Below are 15,669 nucleotides of genomic sequence, written 5' to 3'. Positions count from 1 at the left end.
CCATCTATCAAGACGAGGTGGATTTTCTGTATATCTAGAGGAATAATTGACTTTAGGCATTTAAACCAAAGTAGAAAACGAGCCAGACAACATAGGTGACCAGGAGGAGAAAAATTGAATAGAGCGTCACAAAAGCAAGCTTCCAAAGGAACTTTGTTTTGTGGTGTTCCAGATGCACAAACAGGGCATTCCCCCCATAGACACAAGCTACAAAGACTACAAACATCAAGAGGCGAACCCCTACTGCAAATTCAAACAAACTAAACATTCTTAATCCTCCTTGTTTTAAAAGCTATAGGGAATATTCCCATCCATAAACTTCCCTTTCTCTTTCCATTATAACACCTAAGCGCTCTCCGACCAAATCCTACCTGTCTTTTTGCTCCTTCTTACCCTCCCTACTTTCTCCATTTCCGTCTTTTACTAATTTTTCATTTTGTGGTATAATTGAAATAATTGTAACGAATCAAGGTCAATCTAGACACAAAATGGAATGAAATTAAGCAAATCTCTGCTAAAAGTTTGGAATAAGCTGACCTGTAAATAGAAAGGAACTATATGATTTACAAAGTTTTTTATCAAGAAACAAAAGAACGTAGCCCACGTCGTGAAACAACACGTGCACTTTACCTAGACATCGATGCCAGCTCAGAACTTGAGGGCCGTATCGCTGCTCGCCAACTTGTCGAAGAAAACCGCCCAGAGTACAACATCGAGTATATCGAACTCTTGTCTGACAAATTGCTAGATTACGAAAAAGAAACTGGCGTCTTCGAAATCACGGAGTTCTAATATGGCCTATACTCTTAAACCTGAAGAAGTCGGCGTTTTTGCCATCGGTGGTCTGGGAGAAATCGGGAAAAACACATACGGAATTGAATACCAAGACGAGATTATCATCGTCGATGCTGGGATTAAATTTCCAGAAGATGACTTACTTGGTATCGACTATGTTATCCCCGACTACTCTTACATCGTAGACAATATTGACCGCGTCAAGGCTGTTTTGATCACACACGGACACGAGGACCACATTGGTGGGATTCCTTTTCTGCTCAAACAAGCAAATGTCCCTATCTACGCTGGACCGCTTGCCCTGGCTTTGATCCGTGGAAAACTCGAAGAACACGGCCTCTTGCGCAACGCCAAACTTTACGAAATCAACCACAACACTGAGTTGACCTTTAAAAATCTCAAGGCAACTTTCTTTAGAACCACTCACTCCATTCCAGAGCCTTTGGGGATTGTCATCCATACTCCTCAAGGAAAAATCGTCTGTACGGGTGACTTCAAGTTCGACTTCACTCCAGTTGGTGAACCTGCAGACTTGCACCGTATGGCTGCCCTTGGTGAAGAGGGTGTTCTCTGTCTCCTCTCTGACTCGACAAATGCAGAAGTGCCAACCTTTACCAACTCTGAAAAAGTCGTTGGCCAGTCCATCATGAAGATTATCCAAGGCATCGAAGGTCGTATCATCTTTGCATCCTTTGCCTCAAATATCTTCCGTCTCCAGCAAGCAACAGATGCTGCTGTTAAGACTGGACGCAAGGTTGCGGTCTTTGGTCGTTCTATGGAAAAGGCCATTGTCAACGGGATCGAGCTTGGCTACATCAAGGCTCCTAAGGGAACCTTTATCGAGCCAAATGAAATCAAAGACTACCCTGCGGGCGAGATTCTTATCCTCTGTACAGGTAGTCAGGGTGAGCCGATGGCAGCCCTCTCTCGTATCGCCAATGGAACCCACCGTCAGGTGCAACTCCAACCCGGCGATACTGTTATCTTCTCTTCTAGCCCAATCCCTGGAAATACCACTAGCGTCAACAAATTGATTAACACTATTTCTGAAGCTGGTGTCGAAGTTATCCACGGTAAAGTGAACAATATCCATACATCTGGACACGGTGGTCAGCAAGAGCAAAAACTCATGCTCCGCTTGATTAAGCCGAAATACTTCATGCCTGTCCACGGTGAATATCGTATGCAGAAAGTCCACGCTGGACTAGCGGTGGATACGGGTGTCGAGAAGGACAATATCTTTATCATGAGCAATGGTGATGTGCTTGCTCTTACTGCTAACTCAGCCCGTATCGCAGGTCACTTCAATGCCCAAGACATCTATGTCGATGGAAATCGTATCGGTGAAATCGGCGCTGCTGTCCTCAAAGATCGTCGTGATCTATCTGAAGATGGTGTCGTTCTAGCAGTCGCAACTGTTGACTTCAAGTCTAAAATGATCTTGTCTGGTCCTGACATCCTTAGCCGAGGCTTTGTCTACATGAGAGAATCTGGAGACTTGATTCGCCAAAGCCAGCGCATCCTCTTCAATGCAATTCGTATCGCATTGAAAAATAAGGACGCCAGCGTACAATCTGTCAATGGCGCCATTGTCAACGCCATTCGTCCTTTCCTCTATGAAAATACAGAACGTGAACCAATCATCATCCCGATGATCCTCACACCAGACGAAGAAGAATAAATCAACAAAACAGCCCCGTCTTCGGAGCTGTTTTTCTCTATGCTTTCTTTTCTTGATTTTTAGAAATACTACGATTTTTACCTTCAAGATACACCATCAAAATAGAAATATCTGCTGGGTTTACTCCCGAAATACGGCTAGCTTGACCGATGGTTTCTGGATTGATCAGTTTGAACTTCTGACGGGCTTCTGTTGCGATAGAATCAATGTCATCCCAATCAATATTGGCTGGAATGCGTTTTTCTTCCATGCGTTTCATCTTGGCAACCTGGTCCATGGCTTTGGAAATATAACCTTCGTACTTGATTTCTGTTTCAATCAATTCGATAATCTTGTCATCCAAGTCCTCAGCAGCTGGTCCGATGAAGGCTACCACATCCTGGTAAGAGACTTCCGGACGACGAAGGAATTCCTTGGCTGTCACGGCGTCTGTCAGAGGTTTGAAGCCCATTTCAGCAACCTTGGCATTGGTTTCTTTGACCGGCTTAAGTTTGACGCTATCTAAGCGTTTCATCTCATTGTCAAATTGGTTTTTCTTAATCTCAAATCGAGCCCAACGTTCATCATCGACAAGACCAATCTCACGACCCATCTCGGTCAAACGCATATCGGCATTGTCATGACGGAGGATGAGACGGTATTCAGCACGACTGGTCAAGAGACGATAGGGTTCAATGGTTCCCTTGGTCACCAAGTCGTCAATCATCACCCCGATATAACCGTCACTGCGCTTCAAAATCAATTCAGGCTTGCCTTGGATTTTCAGAGCCGCATTGATACCCGCGATAATCCCTTGACCAGCAGCTTCTTCGTAACCTGATGTTCCATTTGTCTGACCAGCTGTAAAAAGTCCTGAGATTTTCTTGGTTTCCAGAGTCGCACGCAACTGGTGAGGTAAGACCATGTCATACTCGATGGCATAACCAGTCCGCATCAATTCTGCATTCTCAAGTCCCTTAATGGAATGAACAAGGTTACGCTGTACGTCCTCGGGCAGACTGGTTGATAACCCCTGAATGTAGATTTCCTCAGTGTTGCGTCCTTCTGGCTCTAGGAAGAGTTGATGGCGTTCCTTATCGGCAAAACGCACAATCTTATCCTCAATTGACGGACAGTAACGAGGCCCTACTCCCTTGACCACACCTGTAAACATAGGCGCACGGTGGAGATTGTTTTGAATAATCTCGTGACTGCTACCATTTGTATAGGTCAACCAGCATGGCACCTGATCCTTGATATAGTCCTCATCCCGTGAAGTATAAGAAAAGTGATTGGGTGCTTCATCTCCAGGCTGAATCTCTGTCACATCGTAGTTGATAGAGGAAGCCTTGACGCGCGGTGGCGTTCCTGTCTTGAAACGACCAATTTCGAGTCCCAGTTCCTTGAGGTTATCAGCTAGGTTGATAGAGGCTAAACTATGGTTTGGTCCTGATGAGTATTTGAGGTCTCCGATGATGATTTCACCACGAAGAGCTGTCCCTGTAGTCACGACAACGGCCTTAGCAGCATACTCTTGATGAGTCGCTGTTCTCACACCAACAACCCTGCCATCCTCTACCAAAATCTCATCAATTACAGTTTGACGAAGAGTTAGATTTTCTTGATTTTCAACCGTTTTCCGCATCTCTTTGGAGTAAAGTTCCTTGTCAGCTTGCGCACGAAGAGCACGAACAGCTGGACCTTTACCAGTGTTGAGCATCTTCATCTGGATGTAGCTTTTGTCGATGTTCTTGGCCATCTCCCCACCTAGGGCATCTACTTCACGCACAACAATCCCCTTGGCAGAACCACCAATAGATGGATTACAAGGCATGAAGGCCAGCATTTCAATACTAATCGTCGCAAGCAACACCTTACAACCCATACGGCTAGCGGCCAAGGAAGCCTCAACCCCAGCGTGCCCTGCCCCAATAACGATAATGTCGTATTCTTCTATAAAATTATAAGTCATTTCTTAACCTTTCAAAAATTTCTCGCAAATAAGGAACTAACTTCTCCTCCTCTAGAGCTTGAGCCATAGTAACCCATTTAAAGTGCGTATGCTCTTCAGGATCTAATCTGATAATTGGCTTCTCCCCAACCCACTCTGCTTTATAAACTAAGCGAGTAAAGACAGTATCCTTAGAGGTATCCAGTTGACTATCTTCGTGAAGAAGTTTGAGCGAACTGCTATCTAGCCTAACTCCCGCTTCTTCAATGCATTCTCTAAGAGCTCCATCTCGCGGAAGTTCACCCTTTTCAACCCCGCCACCAGGAATATCCCAGTAAGTTGGATAAACGTTGGGTTGTCCTCTTTTAATTTCCGAACGCTGAATAAGCAAAAAATCACCACCACTATGAACAAGCACATGTGCAATAAGCTTAACCATCATTTTCTCTCCTATTCCTCAAGATGAATGTGTCGTAGTTGGCCGTCCCAATCTGGTAGAGCTGTTTTTAAAAAAGCTGGGACTAGCTGGATATCCTCAAGCTTATCCAAGTCAATCCACTCACAAGGCTGCCTTTTCTCATCTTCCTGCATGGTCAATGGAGCATCTTCAAGCAAGTTCACCAGATAATGAAATTCGATGTTGTGATAGGAAACACCGTCTTGTTCAAAACGATTTTCAACCACGAAAGCTAGCTGCCCAGCTTGAGCTTTGACACCCAGTTCTTCCCTCACTTCACGAACTATCGCTTCTTCCGTGCTTTCATTGACTTGAATCGCACCGCCAATAGTGTAATACTTGCCCTTGTCTTTGGTGACTAGAAGCTTGCGATTTTGGACAATCAAGGCTGTCGCCCGAACACCAAAAACCGTATTCCCCACTTTTGTCCGAAAGTCTTGTTGAGTCATTTTTGTCCTTTCCCTTAAACGACACAAAAACAGTCAAAACTCCAAAGAAGTGCAGGACAAAAAAGCCTGCAACATCCATGAGCTTTGACCATCATTTCTATTGCTTTTATTATTGTAGCAAATTGAGAAAATTTGTCAATCTAAATGTACTGACAAACTTGTCCATCTCGATAAGCATTGTCAATCAAACCACCACCTAGACATTCTTCGCCATCGTAAAAGACAACTGCCTGTCCTGGTGTGATCGCGCGTTGTGGTTCCGCAAAGATGACCTCTGCCTTGTCTCCTTTGACATGTACTGTCACCTTAGAATCAGGCTGACGATAGCGGAATTTAGCTGTACATTCTATCGTAAATTCTTCTGGCGTGTCACGAGTAAAGTGGACTTGACTGGCTTCTAGGCTAGTTGACATGAGCGAGTCATGGTAGAATCCTTGTCCGACATAGAGGATATTTTGGCTCAAATCTTTTCCGACAACGAACCACGGTGCATTGTCACCGCCGTGTTGGCCACCGATACCAAGTCCGCCACGCTGACCAATCGTATAATACATCAGACCAGCATGCTCACCCATATCACGTCCATCCACAGTCATCATGCGACCTGGCTGAGCTGGTAGGTAGTTGCTGAGGAAGTTTTTAAAGTTCTTTTCCCCGATAAAGCAAATCCCTGTCGAATCTTTCTTCTTGGCAGTCGCAAGGCCTGCTTCTTCTGCTAGTCTGCGAACTTCAGGCTTTTCCAAATGTCCCAATGGGAACATGGTTTTTTGGAGTTGTTCTTGCGAAAGTTGACTGAGGAAATAGGTCTGGTCCTTGCCATTGTCCACGCCACGAAGCATGTGAACAATGCCATCCTCATCACGCGCTACTCGGGCATAGTGCCCAGTCGCTACATAGTCTGCACCCAAGGTCATGGCATAGTCCAAAAAGGCCTTGAACTTGATTTCCTTGTTGCACATAACATCTGGATTTGGCGTGCGTCCTGCACGGTATTCCGCTAGGAAATACTCAAAAACGCGGTCCCAGTACTCTTTTTCAAAATTGACAGAGTAGTAAGGAATGCCGATCTGGTCTGCCACCGCAGCCACATCTTTGTAATCTTCGGTCGCCGTACAGACGCCGTTTTCATCTGTGTCATCCCAGTTCTTCATGAAGATACCGATCACATCGTAGCCCTGCTCCTTGAGCAAGAGAGCCGTCACTGACGAATCAACACCACCACTCATCCCTACAACAACACGTGTTTTAGAGTTATCACTCATGGTAAGTCTCCCATCTATTCGTTTATTCATACCCTTCAAAATTCTATTCATTATGACTTTCAATAGAATTTCTTTAAGTATCGTCTTTTCGTTTGCTTTTAGGACTAGGCAACGAGTCGCAGGCATAACTTGAGTTCGCTCAATCAGTCTGGGAGACTGATTGAGGTTATAAATCAGACAAGCTCTGCTTGCATCTCATTTCGAGTTAACGACGTAATAAAAGATAAACGAAATGACTAGTTCACGATTGAAGGTCGTGTGTGCTTCACGATTGAAGGTCGCTTGAGCAGTATTCATTATAACACGCTTGGTTAGAGAAGACAAGAAAGAGGCTGATAAATCATCTCAGCCTCTCTTTCTTCCTTTGCAAACGAATCAATTTTCCCCTTTAAGTTCTTTCTTCGCTTGTTCTATCTGGTATTTCACTTGCTCAAAGCCGGTTCCTCCTAAGGAATTCCGTCTCTGAACAGCAGTCTCCGGACGCAAGTAGATATAAATATCCTCTTCAATCAGGGGATGGTAGGTTTGCAACTCCTTCAAATCCCAATCTTGGATATTTTTACCATGCTTGATAGAGTCTAGAACCAGTTTTCCTACAATTTCATGCGCTTCTCTAAAAGGAAGACCTTTTTCTGCCAAATAATCTGCCAGTTCGGTCGCATTCGAAAAATCATTCTCTGTGGATTGCTGCATTTTGGCCTTATTAACCTGCATGCTCGATAGCATACCTGCCAGCACATCCAGAGAATTCAAAATCGTTTCTACTGTATCAAACATGCCTTCCTTGTCCTCTTGCAAATCCTTATTATAGGCCAGAGGCAAAGACTTCATGACGGTCAATAGTCCAAGCAAGTGCCCGTAAACCCGTCCTGTCTTCCCTCGAATCAATTCGGCCATATCAGGATTTTTCTTCTGGGGCATGATAGATGAACCCGTTGAAAAGCTATCAGACAAGCTAATGTACTGATACTCAAAACTACACCAATTGATGATTTCCTCACAAAAACGACTCATATGCATCATCAAAATGCTGGCATTTGACAGGAATTCTAAGATAAAATCACGGTCACTCACTGCATCCAAGGAATTGGTATAGGGTTGTTGGAAGCCCAATAAGTCACTCGATAATTGACGATCGATTGGAAAAGTTGTCCCCGCCAAGGCAGCCGCACCTAGTGGAGATAGGTCCGTATGTTTTAGGTTAAATGCAAAGCGTTCGCTATCCCTCTGAAACATATTGTAATAAGCCATGAGATGGTGGGCAAAACTAATCGGTTGGGCGTGTTGTAAATGGGTATAGCCTGGCATAATGGTTTCCACATGTTTTTCAGCCAAATCCAGCAAAACACTGTTCAGATTCGCCAACTTATCCAAGACATCATGGCCAAGCTGCTCCTTTAGATATAAGTGCATATCCGTTGCGACTTGGTCATTCCGAGAACGAGCCGTATGTAGTTTCCCAGCCAGAGGACCGATTTTCTCTGTCAGCAACACTTCCATATTCATATGAATATCTTCATTTGCAATATCAAAATGAAGCTCTCCTGCCTCTAAATCTCGCAACAAAGCTTTCAGACCATCTTGGATCTGCTCTGCCTCTTCCAAGCTTAAAATGCCAGTCTGTCCTAGCATTTGAACATGAGCTAGGGAACCCATCAAATCAAATTTTGCCAGTTGGTGGTCAAAGGAAATACTCGCACCGAACTGTTCTACCCACTCTTCCGCAGTGCCTTCAAATCGACCACCCCATAATTTTGTATTTTTCGGCATATCCTGTCGTCCCTTTCTATCGCGTCACTACTCAACATTTTTCTGAACTTCTGAATAAACCTTAGTCGGAAGCCCCCAAAGCTTGATAAATCCAACAGCCGCATCTTGGTCAAAGGTATCCGCACTGGTATAAGTCGCCAAATTTTCATCGTAAAGAGAATTTGGTGATTTCCGAGCCACTACCTGGGCGTTCCCCTTATAAAGTTTAACTTTTGCAGTTCCATTGACAACTTTCTGTGTCTCCTTGATATAGGCAATCAAAGCCTGAGTTGCTGGGCTAAACCACAAGGCATTATAGATGAGATTGGACAACTCATTTTCGATAATGGGTTTGAAATGAGCCACTTCTCTCACAAGAGTCAAGTCTTCAATCTCCTTATGAGCTGCCAATAAAGTCACAGCACCTGGGCACTCATAAATCTCTCTTGACTTAATCCCGACTAGGCGATTTTCTACATGATCAATACGACCGACACCGTGTTTACCTGCAATTTCATTGAGCTTTTGAATCAAAGCCGCCACTTTCATCTTCTCACCATTGAGAGAGATGGGCACCCCGCAGCTAAACTCAATGTCAATAAATTCTGGACTATCTGGCGCCTCTTCTGGAGAAGATGTGATTCCAAATGCTTCTTCTGGCGCTTGGTTCCAAGGATTTTCCAAGACACCACATTCATTTGCACGTCCCCAAAGATTTTGGTCAATAGAGTAAGGATTGTCAAAATCAGCAGGAACTGGAACTCCATTTTCTTTGGCATATTGGATTTCTTCTTCACGAGACCATTTCCACTCACGAACAGGCGCAACTACCTTTAAATTGGGATCCAAAGCTGCAATAGAGACTTCAAACCGAACTTGGTCGTTTCCCTTACCTGTGCAACCATGGGCAATTGTGGTTGCCCCTGTCTGATGAGCTATTTCAACGAGTTTTTTTGAAATAAGAGGGCGACTCAGAGCAGATACCAAGGGATACTTCTGTTCATAGTAGGCATGAGCCTGAAGAGCCACTAAAACATAGTCATTAGCAAATTCGTCCTTAACATCAATGACATAAGACTCAACAGCCCCAACCTTGAGAGCTTTATTGTGGATAAACTCCAAATCTTTTCCCTCACCCACATCCATACAAACAGCAATCACATCATAGTCTTTTTTTAACCATGTAATAGCAACTGATGTATCCAATCCACCTGAATAGGCTAAAATGACTTTTTCCTTACTCATTTCTCATCCTTCTTTCTATTTTTCGATAGAGGCTTTAAAAGCATCGTCTATCAATTTGTCCAACTCCCCAGAATCCTTCAGCTTCTGGATGGTTTTGTCAACCGCATCTTTTAATTCTTTACTGTCTTTTTTCATCGCAACAGCGTAGGAATCTTCTTTGTCATTGTCAACATCAAACTCAGCGATGGCTAGGTCTGGATTATTCTCTACAAATCCTTTCGCCACTGGCTCCTCAAAGATAACCGCGTCCAGTTGCCCTGATTTCAAGTCTGTTATCAAATTTCCATTTTTAGGAAGTGAAACGAGAGAAGAATTCTGCAAGGTTTCTTTGACCAAAGTTTCCTGGATAGAACCTTTCTGCGCTCCAACCTTTTTCTGAGCCAAATCCTTCACTGATTGGTAATTCGTTAATTCAGATTTTCTTACGATCACCTTATTTTTCGAAGTGTAGTAGGGAATTGAAAAATCGTAAACTTGACTTCTCTCCTCCGTTTTAGAAACACCTGATATGGCGAGATCGGCCTTGCCTGAATCAAGACTAGCCAGTACATTGTCAAAACTCATTGGAGAGAATTCCACTTCCACACCTAGCTCCTTTGCGATGGCTTTGGCGAGCTCAACATCTGAACCTACAATCTGATTTTTCCCATCAACCAATTTCTGGTATTCAAATGGAGCAAACTCTGGATTTAGGGCCACCACCAATTTCCCTTTAGCCTTAATGGCTTCAACACCTTGGGATTGAGCGTTACTACAAGCAAATAATAAGGGAAACATAAGCAAACCAAACATCGTCATCAACACCTTCTTCACTTTATTCATAGAAGAGCCTCCTTTAATTTTTATACTTTATTATTGTATAAATAATACTCTTCTCGTTCTCGTTTGTCAAGAAAAAACTGTATTTTATTTCATTTAAATCAAGAAAAAGCTTATTATATGATATATTTTTACATATAATAAGCTTATTTATACTATTTGTGTTTTAAAATAATTTGAAGGATTTCGTTGGAATTATACAAATAGAGCATTACTGAGAATATCGTTACACCTTTTGTTATAGAGAAACAAAAAAGAGCCCTAAAGGACTCTTGTATTCTTAATACCAACCGTTGTTAAGCCAGAAGTTCTTGGCAGCTGTCCATGAGCCGTAGCGTCCTGCAACGTAGGCATCTGCTACACGTTCTTGGTTTTCAGCTGAGTAGTCACCGTTCAAGTATGAATCTGTCAATTGGTAACGTCCGATGTATTGGCCATTTGTAGCTGTGTAGCTACCGCCTGATTCTTTTTGAGCGATCCATTCTTTGGCTTCTGCTTCAGAACCACTTACAGTTGAAGCTGCTGTAGTATTGCTTTCTGTTGCTGGTGCTTCATAAGTTGTAGTTGTCGCTGAAGTAGCTTCTTCAACAGTTTCTGTAGCTGCTGGAGCTGTTTCTTCCGTTGTTGCAACTGGAGCTGCAGCAGAAGCTGTTCCTTCGATGACCAAAACTTGGTCAACATAGATAAGGTGGATATCTTTGATATTGTTTTTTGCTGCCAATTTTTCAGCAGTCGTGTTGTACTTTTCAGCGATTTCTGAAAGAGTATCACCTGATTTAACAGTGTATGTTACAGTTTCTTGTGCAGAGGCAAGAGCTGGGGCAAAGAAAGCAAGTAAAGCTGCTACTCCTGCGATAGTTGTTTTGATTTTTTTAGTTGTTAATGACATATCTAAAAATTCTCCTTCCATTGAATATATCTATGATACCTTTTAAATATTACCGTTGTTTAACGGTTTTATGTAGAAATATTACAAAAATATTTTATATTTACTGAAACATTGATATTTTTGTCATAAAAGACAAGATTTTATACTATTTTTATCCATTTTTTCAGTTTTATAAGGGAAATAAGCACAGAACTTCATTCTTTGATATAATAGAAACAAGAATCTTTGTAAGGGGAAACAGATGCACTCACTTCGTTTTCAATCTGTCTTTGATATTATCGGACCTGTCATGATTGGCCCATCAAGTAGCCATACAGCTGGTGCCGTTCGTATCGGGAAAATCGTCTCATCCATTTTTGACGATACGCCAACAGAGGTAGAATTCCAATTATTTAACTCATTTGCCAAGACCTACCGTGGTCATGGAACGGATCTTGCTCTCGTCGCTGGTATTTTAGGTATGGATACGGATGACCCCAACATTCCAAATAGTCTCGAGATTGCCCATAAGCGTGGTATCAAGATTGTCTGGACCATTCAGAAAGACAGCAACGCTCCTCACCCAAACACCACCAAAATCACTGTAAAGAATGACCATAAGTCCATTAGCGTGACAGGTATTTCTATCGGTGGGGGAAATATCCAAGTTACGGAGCTTAACGGCTTTGCTGTCTCTCTCAACATGAACACACCGACCATCATCATCGTGCATCAGGATGTTCCAGGTATGATTGCCCATGTTACTGAAGCCCTCTCTCGTTTCGATATCAACATCGCTCAGATGAATGTGACTCGAGAAAAAGCTGGAGAAAAAGCCATCATGATTATCGAAGTCGATAGTCGAAGTTGCGAAGAGGCGATTGAAGAAATTCGAAAAATCCCTCATCTCCACAATGTCAATTTCTTTAAGTAGGAGGAAACATGTTTTATTCTATCAAAGAATTGGTCGAGCAGGCAGATCTAGACTTCCAAGGAAATGTCGCAGAACTCATGATTGCGACAGAATATCAATTAACCGGTCGAGAACGGCCAGAAGTTCTCCTCCTCATGGAACGCAATCTAGAAGTCATGAAAGCCTCTGTTGAGCTCGGTCTCAGTGAAAATAAATCCCGTAGTGGCTTAACGGGTGGCGATGCTGCCAAACTAGACCGCCATCTCAAAAGTGGCAAGGCCTTGTCTGACTTTACCATCCTATCAGCAGCCCGTAATGCCATCGCGGTCAACGAACACAACGCTAAAATGGGTTTGGTCTGTGCCACCCCAACCGCAGGAAGTGCTGGTTGTTTGCCAGCCGTTCTCACTGCCGCTATCCAAAAATTAGACCTTAGCCACGAAGAACAGCTGGATTTCCTCTTTGCTGCTGGTGCCTTTGGATTGGTTATCGCAAACAACGCCTCTATCTCAGGTGCTGAAGGTGGCTGCCAGGCCGAAGTCGGCTCTGCCTCTGCCATGAGTGCCGCAGCCTTGACCTTGGCTGCAGGTGGAACCCCCTATCAGGCTAGCCAAGCCATCGCCTTTGTCATTAAAAATATGCTGGGTCTCATCTGTGACCCTGTCGCTGGTCTGGTTGAGGTTCCCTGTGTCAAACGAAATGCCATGGGAGCCAGCTTTGCCTTTATAGCGGCAGATATGGCCTTAGCAGGTATCGAATCTAAGATCCCTGTTGACGAAGTCATCGATGCCATGTACCAGGTCGGATCCAGCCTTCCAACTGCCTTTCGTGAAACGGCTGAGGGTGGACTCGCTGCCACTCCTACTGGTCGCCGCCTACAAAAAGAAATCTTCGGAGAATAAGCTTATCTATTAGGAGAAACTATGCCCTCTATCTCAGCAATCTTTTTTGATCTAGACGGAACTCTGGTTGACAGTTCTATCGGGATCCACAATTCCTTTACCCATACCTTTGAACAACTGGGAGTTCCGACTCCTGATGCTAAAACCATTCGTGGTTTCATGGGACCGCCACTTGAAAGTAGTTTTGCAATGTGTCTTCCCAAGGAGCAAATCTCGGAGGCTGTTCAAACCTACCGCTCTTACTACAAGAAAAAAGGCATCCACGAAGCCCAACTCTTTCCCCGAATAACGGAATTGCTCCAAGAGCTTTCGCAAAACTACCCTCTCTATATTACCACAACAAAGAATACTCCTACTGCTCATGATATGACTAAAAATCTAGGAATCCATCATTTCTTTGATGGCATTTACGGCTCTAGTCCTGAAACGCCACACAAGGCGGATGTCATCCGTTTTGCCTTGCAAACGCATCAACTCCCTGCAGACCAAGTCCTCATCATCGGGGACACCAAGTTTGATATGATTGGAGCCCAAGAAACTAGCATTAAAAAGTTCGCTGTTACTTGGGGATTTGGAGAAGAGGCTGATTTACTCAGCTATCAACCTGACTGGATTGCCCATACCATTGACGACATCATTAAGCAACTATAAATAATACAACGATTTGAAATTACAGAGTAAAAAGGCCAAGGTTCTGTACAAACAGAACCTTGGCTTTCTATTTATAATTAATTGGTTGGACACTCTTACTCAACGTGGGTTGTCTCATTTGCAAAGGAAATAATCGCTTCTTTGAGCTCATCTCCGCTGAGTGAACGGAACTCTTCAATCTTTTGATCAATGGCTTCTAGAGGCATGACGTTAACCTTACCAACGAAAATCTTATCCATGACTTGGTTATCAACCAATTCGGTCGAAACCAAGAGTTCTTCGTAAAGTTTTTCGCCTGGGCGAATACCGACTTCAACGATTGGAATTTCACTTTCTGTGTGCCCGCTTAGAAGGACCATTTTCTTAGCCAAGTCGTAGATCTTGACCGGTTTGCCCATATCAAGGATAAAGACTTCTCCGTCCTTAGCATAAGCACCAGCATGAATGACCAGACGGCTAGCCTCTGGAATGGTCATGAAGTAACGTGTCATACGGAAGTCTGTCACCGTTACAGGACCACCTTCAGCAATCTGACGTTCAAAGACAGGAATCACGCTACCACGACTACCGAGAACATTCCCAAAACGAACTGCACAGTAGGTTGATTTACTACGTTGGTTAAAGCCCGTGACAATCAACTCTGCCACGCGCTTAGTCGCACCCATAACATTCGGTGGATTGACCGCCTTGTCTGTCGAAATCATGACCATCTTAGGTACTTTGGCTTCATCAACAGCCTTGGCAACATTGTAAGTCCCGAGGATATTGTTCTTGAAGGCTTCTTTTGGATTGCGCTCCATCATCGGAACGTGTTTGTGGGCTGCAGCATGGTAGATGATAGCTGGTTTGTACTGTTCAAACACTTGTAAAAGACGATCATAATCCTGAATATCTGCAATGACAGGAACATAATCAATCCCTTGGAATTTACGAATCAACTCATGATAAATAAGGTAGATTGAATTTTCACCATGTCCAAGCAAGACGATACGCTCTGGGTTGAAGCGGCTAATCTGGCGACAAATCTCCGAACCAATCGAACCACCGGCTCCTGTCACCAAGATGGTCTTACCTGTAATTTCTGCACCCAGACGTGATTCGTCAAGGCGAATTTCCTGACGGCCCAAAAGGTCTGTGATATCAATTTTTTGGAAACCACTACCTGATTGATGTAATCCTTGAACAACTGTCTCAACTTTAGGCATCTTGTAACATTTGACACCTAATTTATTACACATCTGCAAGATACGTTCATACTCTGATGGATCGAGCGAAGGGATTGCTACGATAACACGCTCGATTTGGTGACGTTTGGCCAATTCAGGTAGATTGTCATAAGAGCCTAGAACTGGGATTCCACCTAGTTTTTGCCCTTTTTTCTTTTCATCGTTGTCCAAAATCCCCACTATCTCAAGCTCACTGGTTGGATGTTGGTAGCTATTCATAAAGAGGGCACCACCATCTCCCGCACCAATCAAGAAGGTACGACGATGCTCCCCATCTCCACTACCCTTTTTACGTTTGGAATAAATCAACTGCCAAGTGATGCGAGGAAGCAAGATGAGGAAGGTACTCAACAAAATGAAGAGCACGATGAAACGGATTGAAAATAATGGAAGAAAGGCATAGCAGATTCCATAAGAAAGAACACTACTGAGTGTCACTCCAAAAAAGATTTTCATAAAATCCGTAATCTTACTGTAGCGACTAATACTAGCATTGAGCCCCCAAAATGCAATTATGATTTGATAGAGAAGGAAGGCTAAAAGAGTGTAGATCACATAGTCCACAGGCGCAGGATTTATTAGGCCGTAAAACAAGATATAAGACACGATGATGGAAACCACCATACTCAGAATATCGAATATCCCCCAAAACACTTGTTTTTGCTGTTTATTTAAAATTTCAACCAGATCAATCACGTAATCTGTTAGTTTTTTATTCATAG

15 protein-coding genes are annotated in these 15,669 nt (G+C 43.4%); 5 read left to right on the top strand and 10 right to left on the bottom strand.

Annotation, left to right across the window (positions count from 1 at the left end):
• Positions 1–52 precede the first annotated feature (52 nt).
• Positions 53–268, bottom strand: coding sequence for a hypothetical protein (locus ATE34_RS04480; RefSeq protein ID WP_084911187.1), 216 nt, complete (start codon positions 266–268; stop codon positions 53–55).
• Positions 269–558: 290 nt separating this feature from the next.
• Here ATE34_RS04480 and ATE34_RS04475 point away from each other — a divergent pair, with 290 nt between their 5' ends.
• Both ATE34_RS04475 and rnjA read left to right on the top strand, forming a co-directional pair.
• The gene (locus ATE34_RS04475) at positions 559–792 is read left to right on the top strand and encodes a DNA-dependent RNA polymerase subunit epsilon (protein ID WP_033584763.1); all 234 of its coding nucleotides are present in this window, start codon (positions 559–561) and stop codon (positions 790–792) included.
• A gap of 1 nt (position 793) precedes the next feature.
• Complete coding sequence (rnjA, locus tag ATE34_RS04470; RefSeq protein WP_084911186.1) at positions 794–2,476, top strand: ribonuclease J1; 1,683 nt, start codon at positions 794–796, stop codon at positions 2,474–2,476.
• A 37-nt stretch (positions 2,477–2,513) separates the two neighbouring features.
• Here the strand turns inward: rnjA and mnmG are convergent, their stop codons facing one another.
• The 8 genes from mnmG to apf all read right to left on the bottom strand — a co-directional run bounded on the left by mnmG (position 2,514) and on the right by apf (position 11,276).
• Positions 2,514–4,427: a tRNA uridine-5-carboxymethylaminomethyl(34) synthesis enzyme MnmG gene (gene mnmG / locus ATE34_RS04465; RefSeq protein WP_084911185.1), complete on the bottom strand. Its 1,914-nt coding sequence runs from the start codon at positions 4,425–4,427 to the stop codon at positions 2,514–2,516.
• On the bottom strand, positions 4,417–4,848 hold the full coding sequence (locus tag ATE34_RS04460; RefSeq protein ID WP_084911184.1) for an NUDIX hydrolase: 432 nt from the start codon (positions 4,846–4,848) through the stop codon (positions 4,417–4,419). Before ATE34_RS04460 ends, mnmG begins: the two co-directional genes overlap by 11 nt.
• Before the next feature lie 8 nt (positions 4,849–4,856).
• Complete coding sequence (locus tag ATE34_RS04455; RefSeq protein WP_180382672.1) at positions 4,857–5,312, bottom strand: NUDIX hydrolase; 456 nt, start codon at positions 5,310–5,312, stop codon at positions 4,857–4,859.
• Between the two features lie 140 nt (positions 5,313–5,452).
• The gene (mnmA, locus tag ATE34_RS04450) at positions 5,453–6,574 is read right to left on the bottom strand and encodes a tRNA 2-thiouridine(34) synthase MnmA (protein WP_084911182.1); all 1,122 of its coding nucleotides are present in this window, start codon (positions 6,572–6,574) and stop codon (positions 5,453–5,455) included.
• Positions 6,575–6,949: 375 nt separating this feature from the next.
• The gene (gene argH, locus ATE34_RS04445; protein ID WP_084911181.1) at positions 6,950–8,344 is read right to left on the bottom strand and encodes an argininosuccinate lyase; all 1,395 of its coding nucleotides are present in this window, start codon (positions 8,342–8,344) and stop codon (positions 6,950–6,952) included.
• 27 nt (positions 8,345–8,371) lie between these two features.
• A complete protein-coding gene (locus ATE34_RS04440) occupies positions 8,372–9,568 on the bottom strand; it encodes an argininosuccinate synthase (protein ID WP_084911180.1) in 1,197 nt (398 codons plus the stop codon).
• Positions 9,569–9,583: 15 nt separating this feature from the next.
• On the bottom strand, positions 9,584–10,390 hold the full coding sequence (locus ATE34_RS04435; protein WP_084911179.1) for an ABC transporter substrate-binding protein: 807 nt from the start codon (positions 10,388–10,390) through the stop codon (positions 9,584–9,586).
• Between the two features lie 277 nt (positions 10,391–10,667).
• Entirely contained in the window at positions 10,668–11,276 is a 609-nt protein-coding gene (gene apf, locus ATE34_RS04430) for an aggregation-promoting factor (protein ID WP_084911178.1), read from the bottom strand.
• A 241-nt stretch (positions 11,277–11,517) separates the two neighbouring features.
• Between apf and sdaAB the strand changes: the two genes are divergently transcribed.
• Genes sdaAB through ATE34_RS04415 form a run of 3 tightly spaced genes read left to right on the top strand, consistent with a single transcriptional unit; the run spans position 11,518 to position 13,721 of the window.
• Complete coding sequence (gene sdaAB, locus ATE34_RS04425) at positions 11,518–12,189, top strand: L-serine ammonia-lyase, iron-sulfur-dependent subunit beta (protein WP_000555871.1); 672 nt, start codon at positions 11,518–11,520, stop codon at positions 12,187–12,189.
• 8 nt (positions 12,190–12,197) lie between these two features.
• Complete coding sequence (sdaAA, locus tag ATE34_RS04420; RefSeq protein ID WP_000500031.1) at positions 12,198–13,070, top strand: L-serine ammonia-lyase, iron-sulfur-dependent, subunit alpha; 873 nt, start codon at positions 12,198–12,200, stop codon at positions 13,068–13,070.
• Positions 13,071–13,091: 21 nt separating this feature from the next.
• Entirely contained in the window at positions 13,092–13,721 is a 630-nt protein-coding gene (locus ATE34_RS04415; protein WP_061598963.1) for an HAD hydrolase-like protein, read from the top strand.
• A 95-nt stretch (positions 13,722–13,816) separates the two neighbouring features.
• On the opposite strand, the gene ATE34_RS04410 is transcribed toward ATE34_RS04415, so the two are convergent.
• The gene (locus tag ATE34_RS04410) at positions 13,817–15,667 is read right to left on the bottom strand and encodes a polysaccharide biosynthesis protein (RefSeq protein WP_001035719.1); all 1,851 of its coding nucleotides are present in this window, start codon (positions 15,665–15,667) and stop codon (positions 13,817–13,819) included.
• Between the last annotated feature and the right edge of the window lie 2 nt (positions 15,668–15,669).

This window comes from Streptococcus oralis subsp. tigurinus, assembly GCF_002093545.1.
GTDB lineage: Bacteria > Bacillota > Bacilli > Lactobacillales > Streptococcaceae > Streptococcus > Streptococcus oralis_C.
This window is presented reverse-complemented; position numbering and strand designations above follow the sequence as displayed.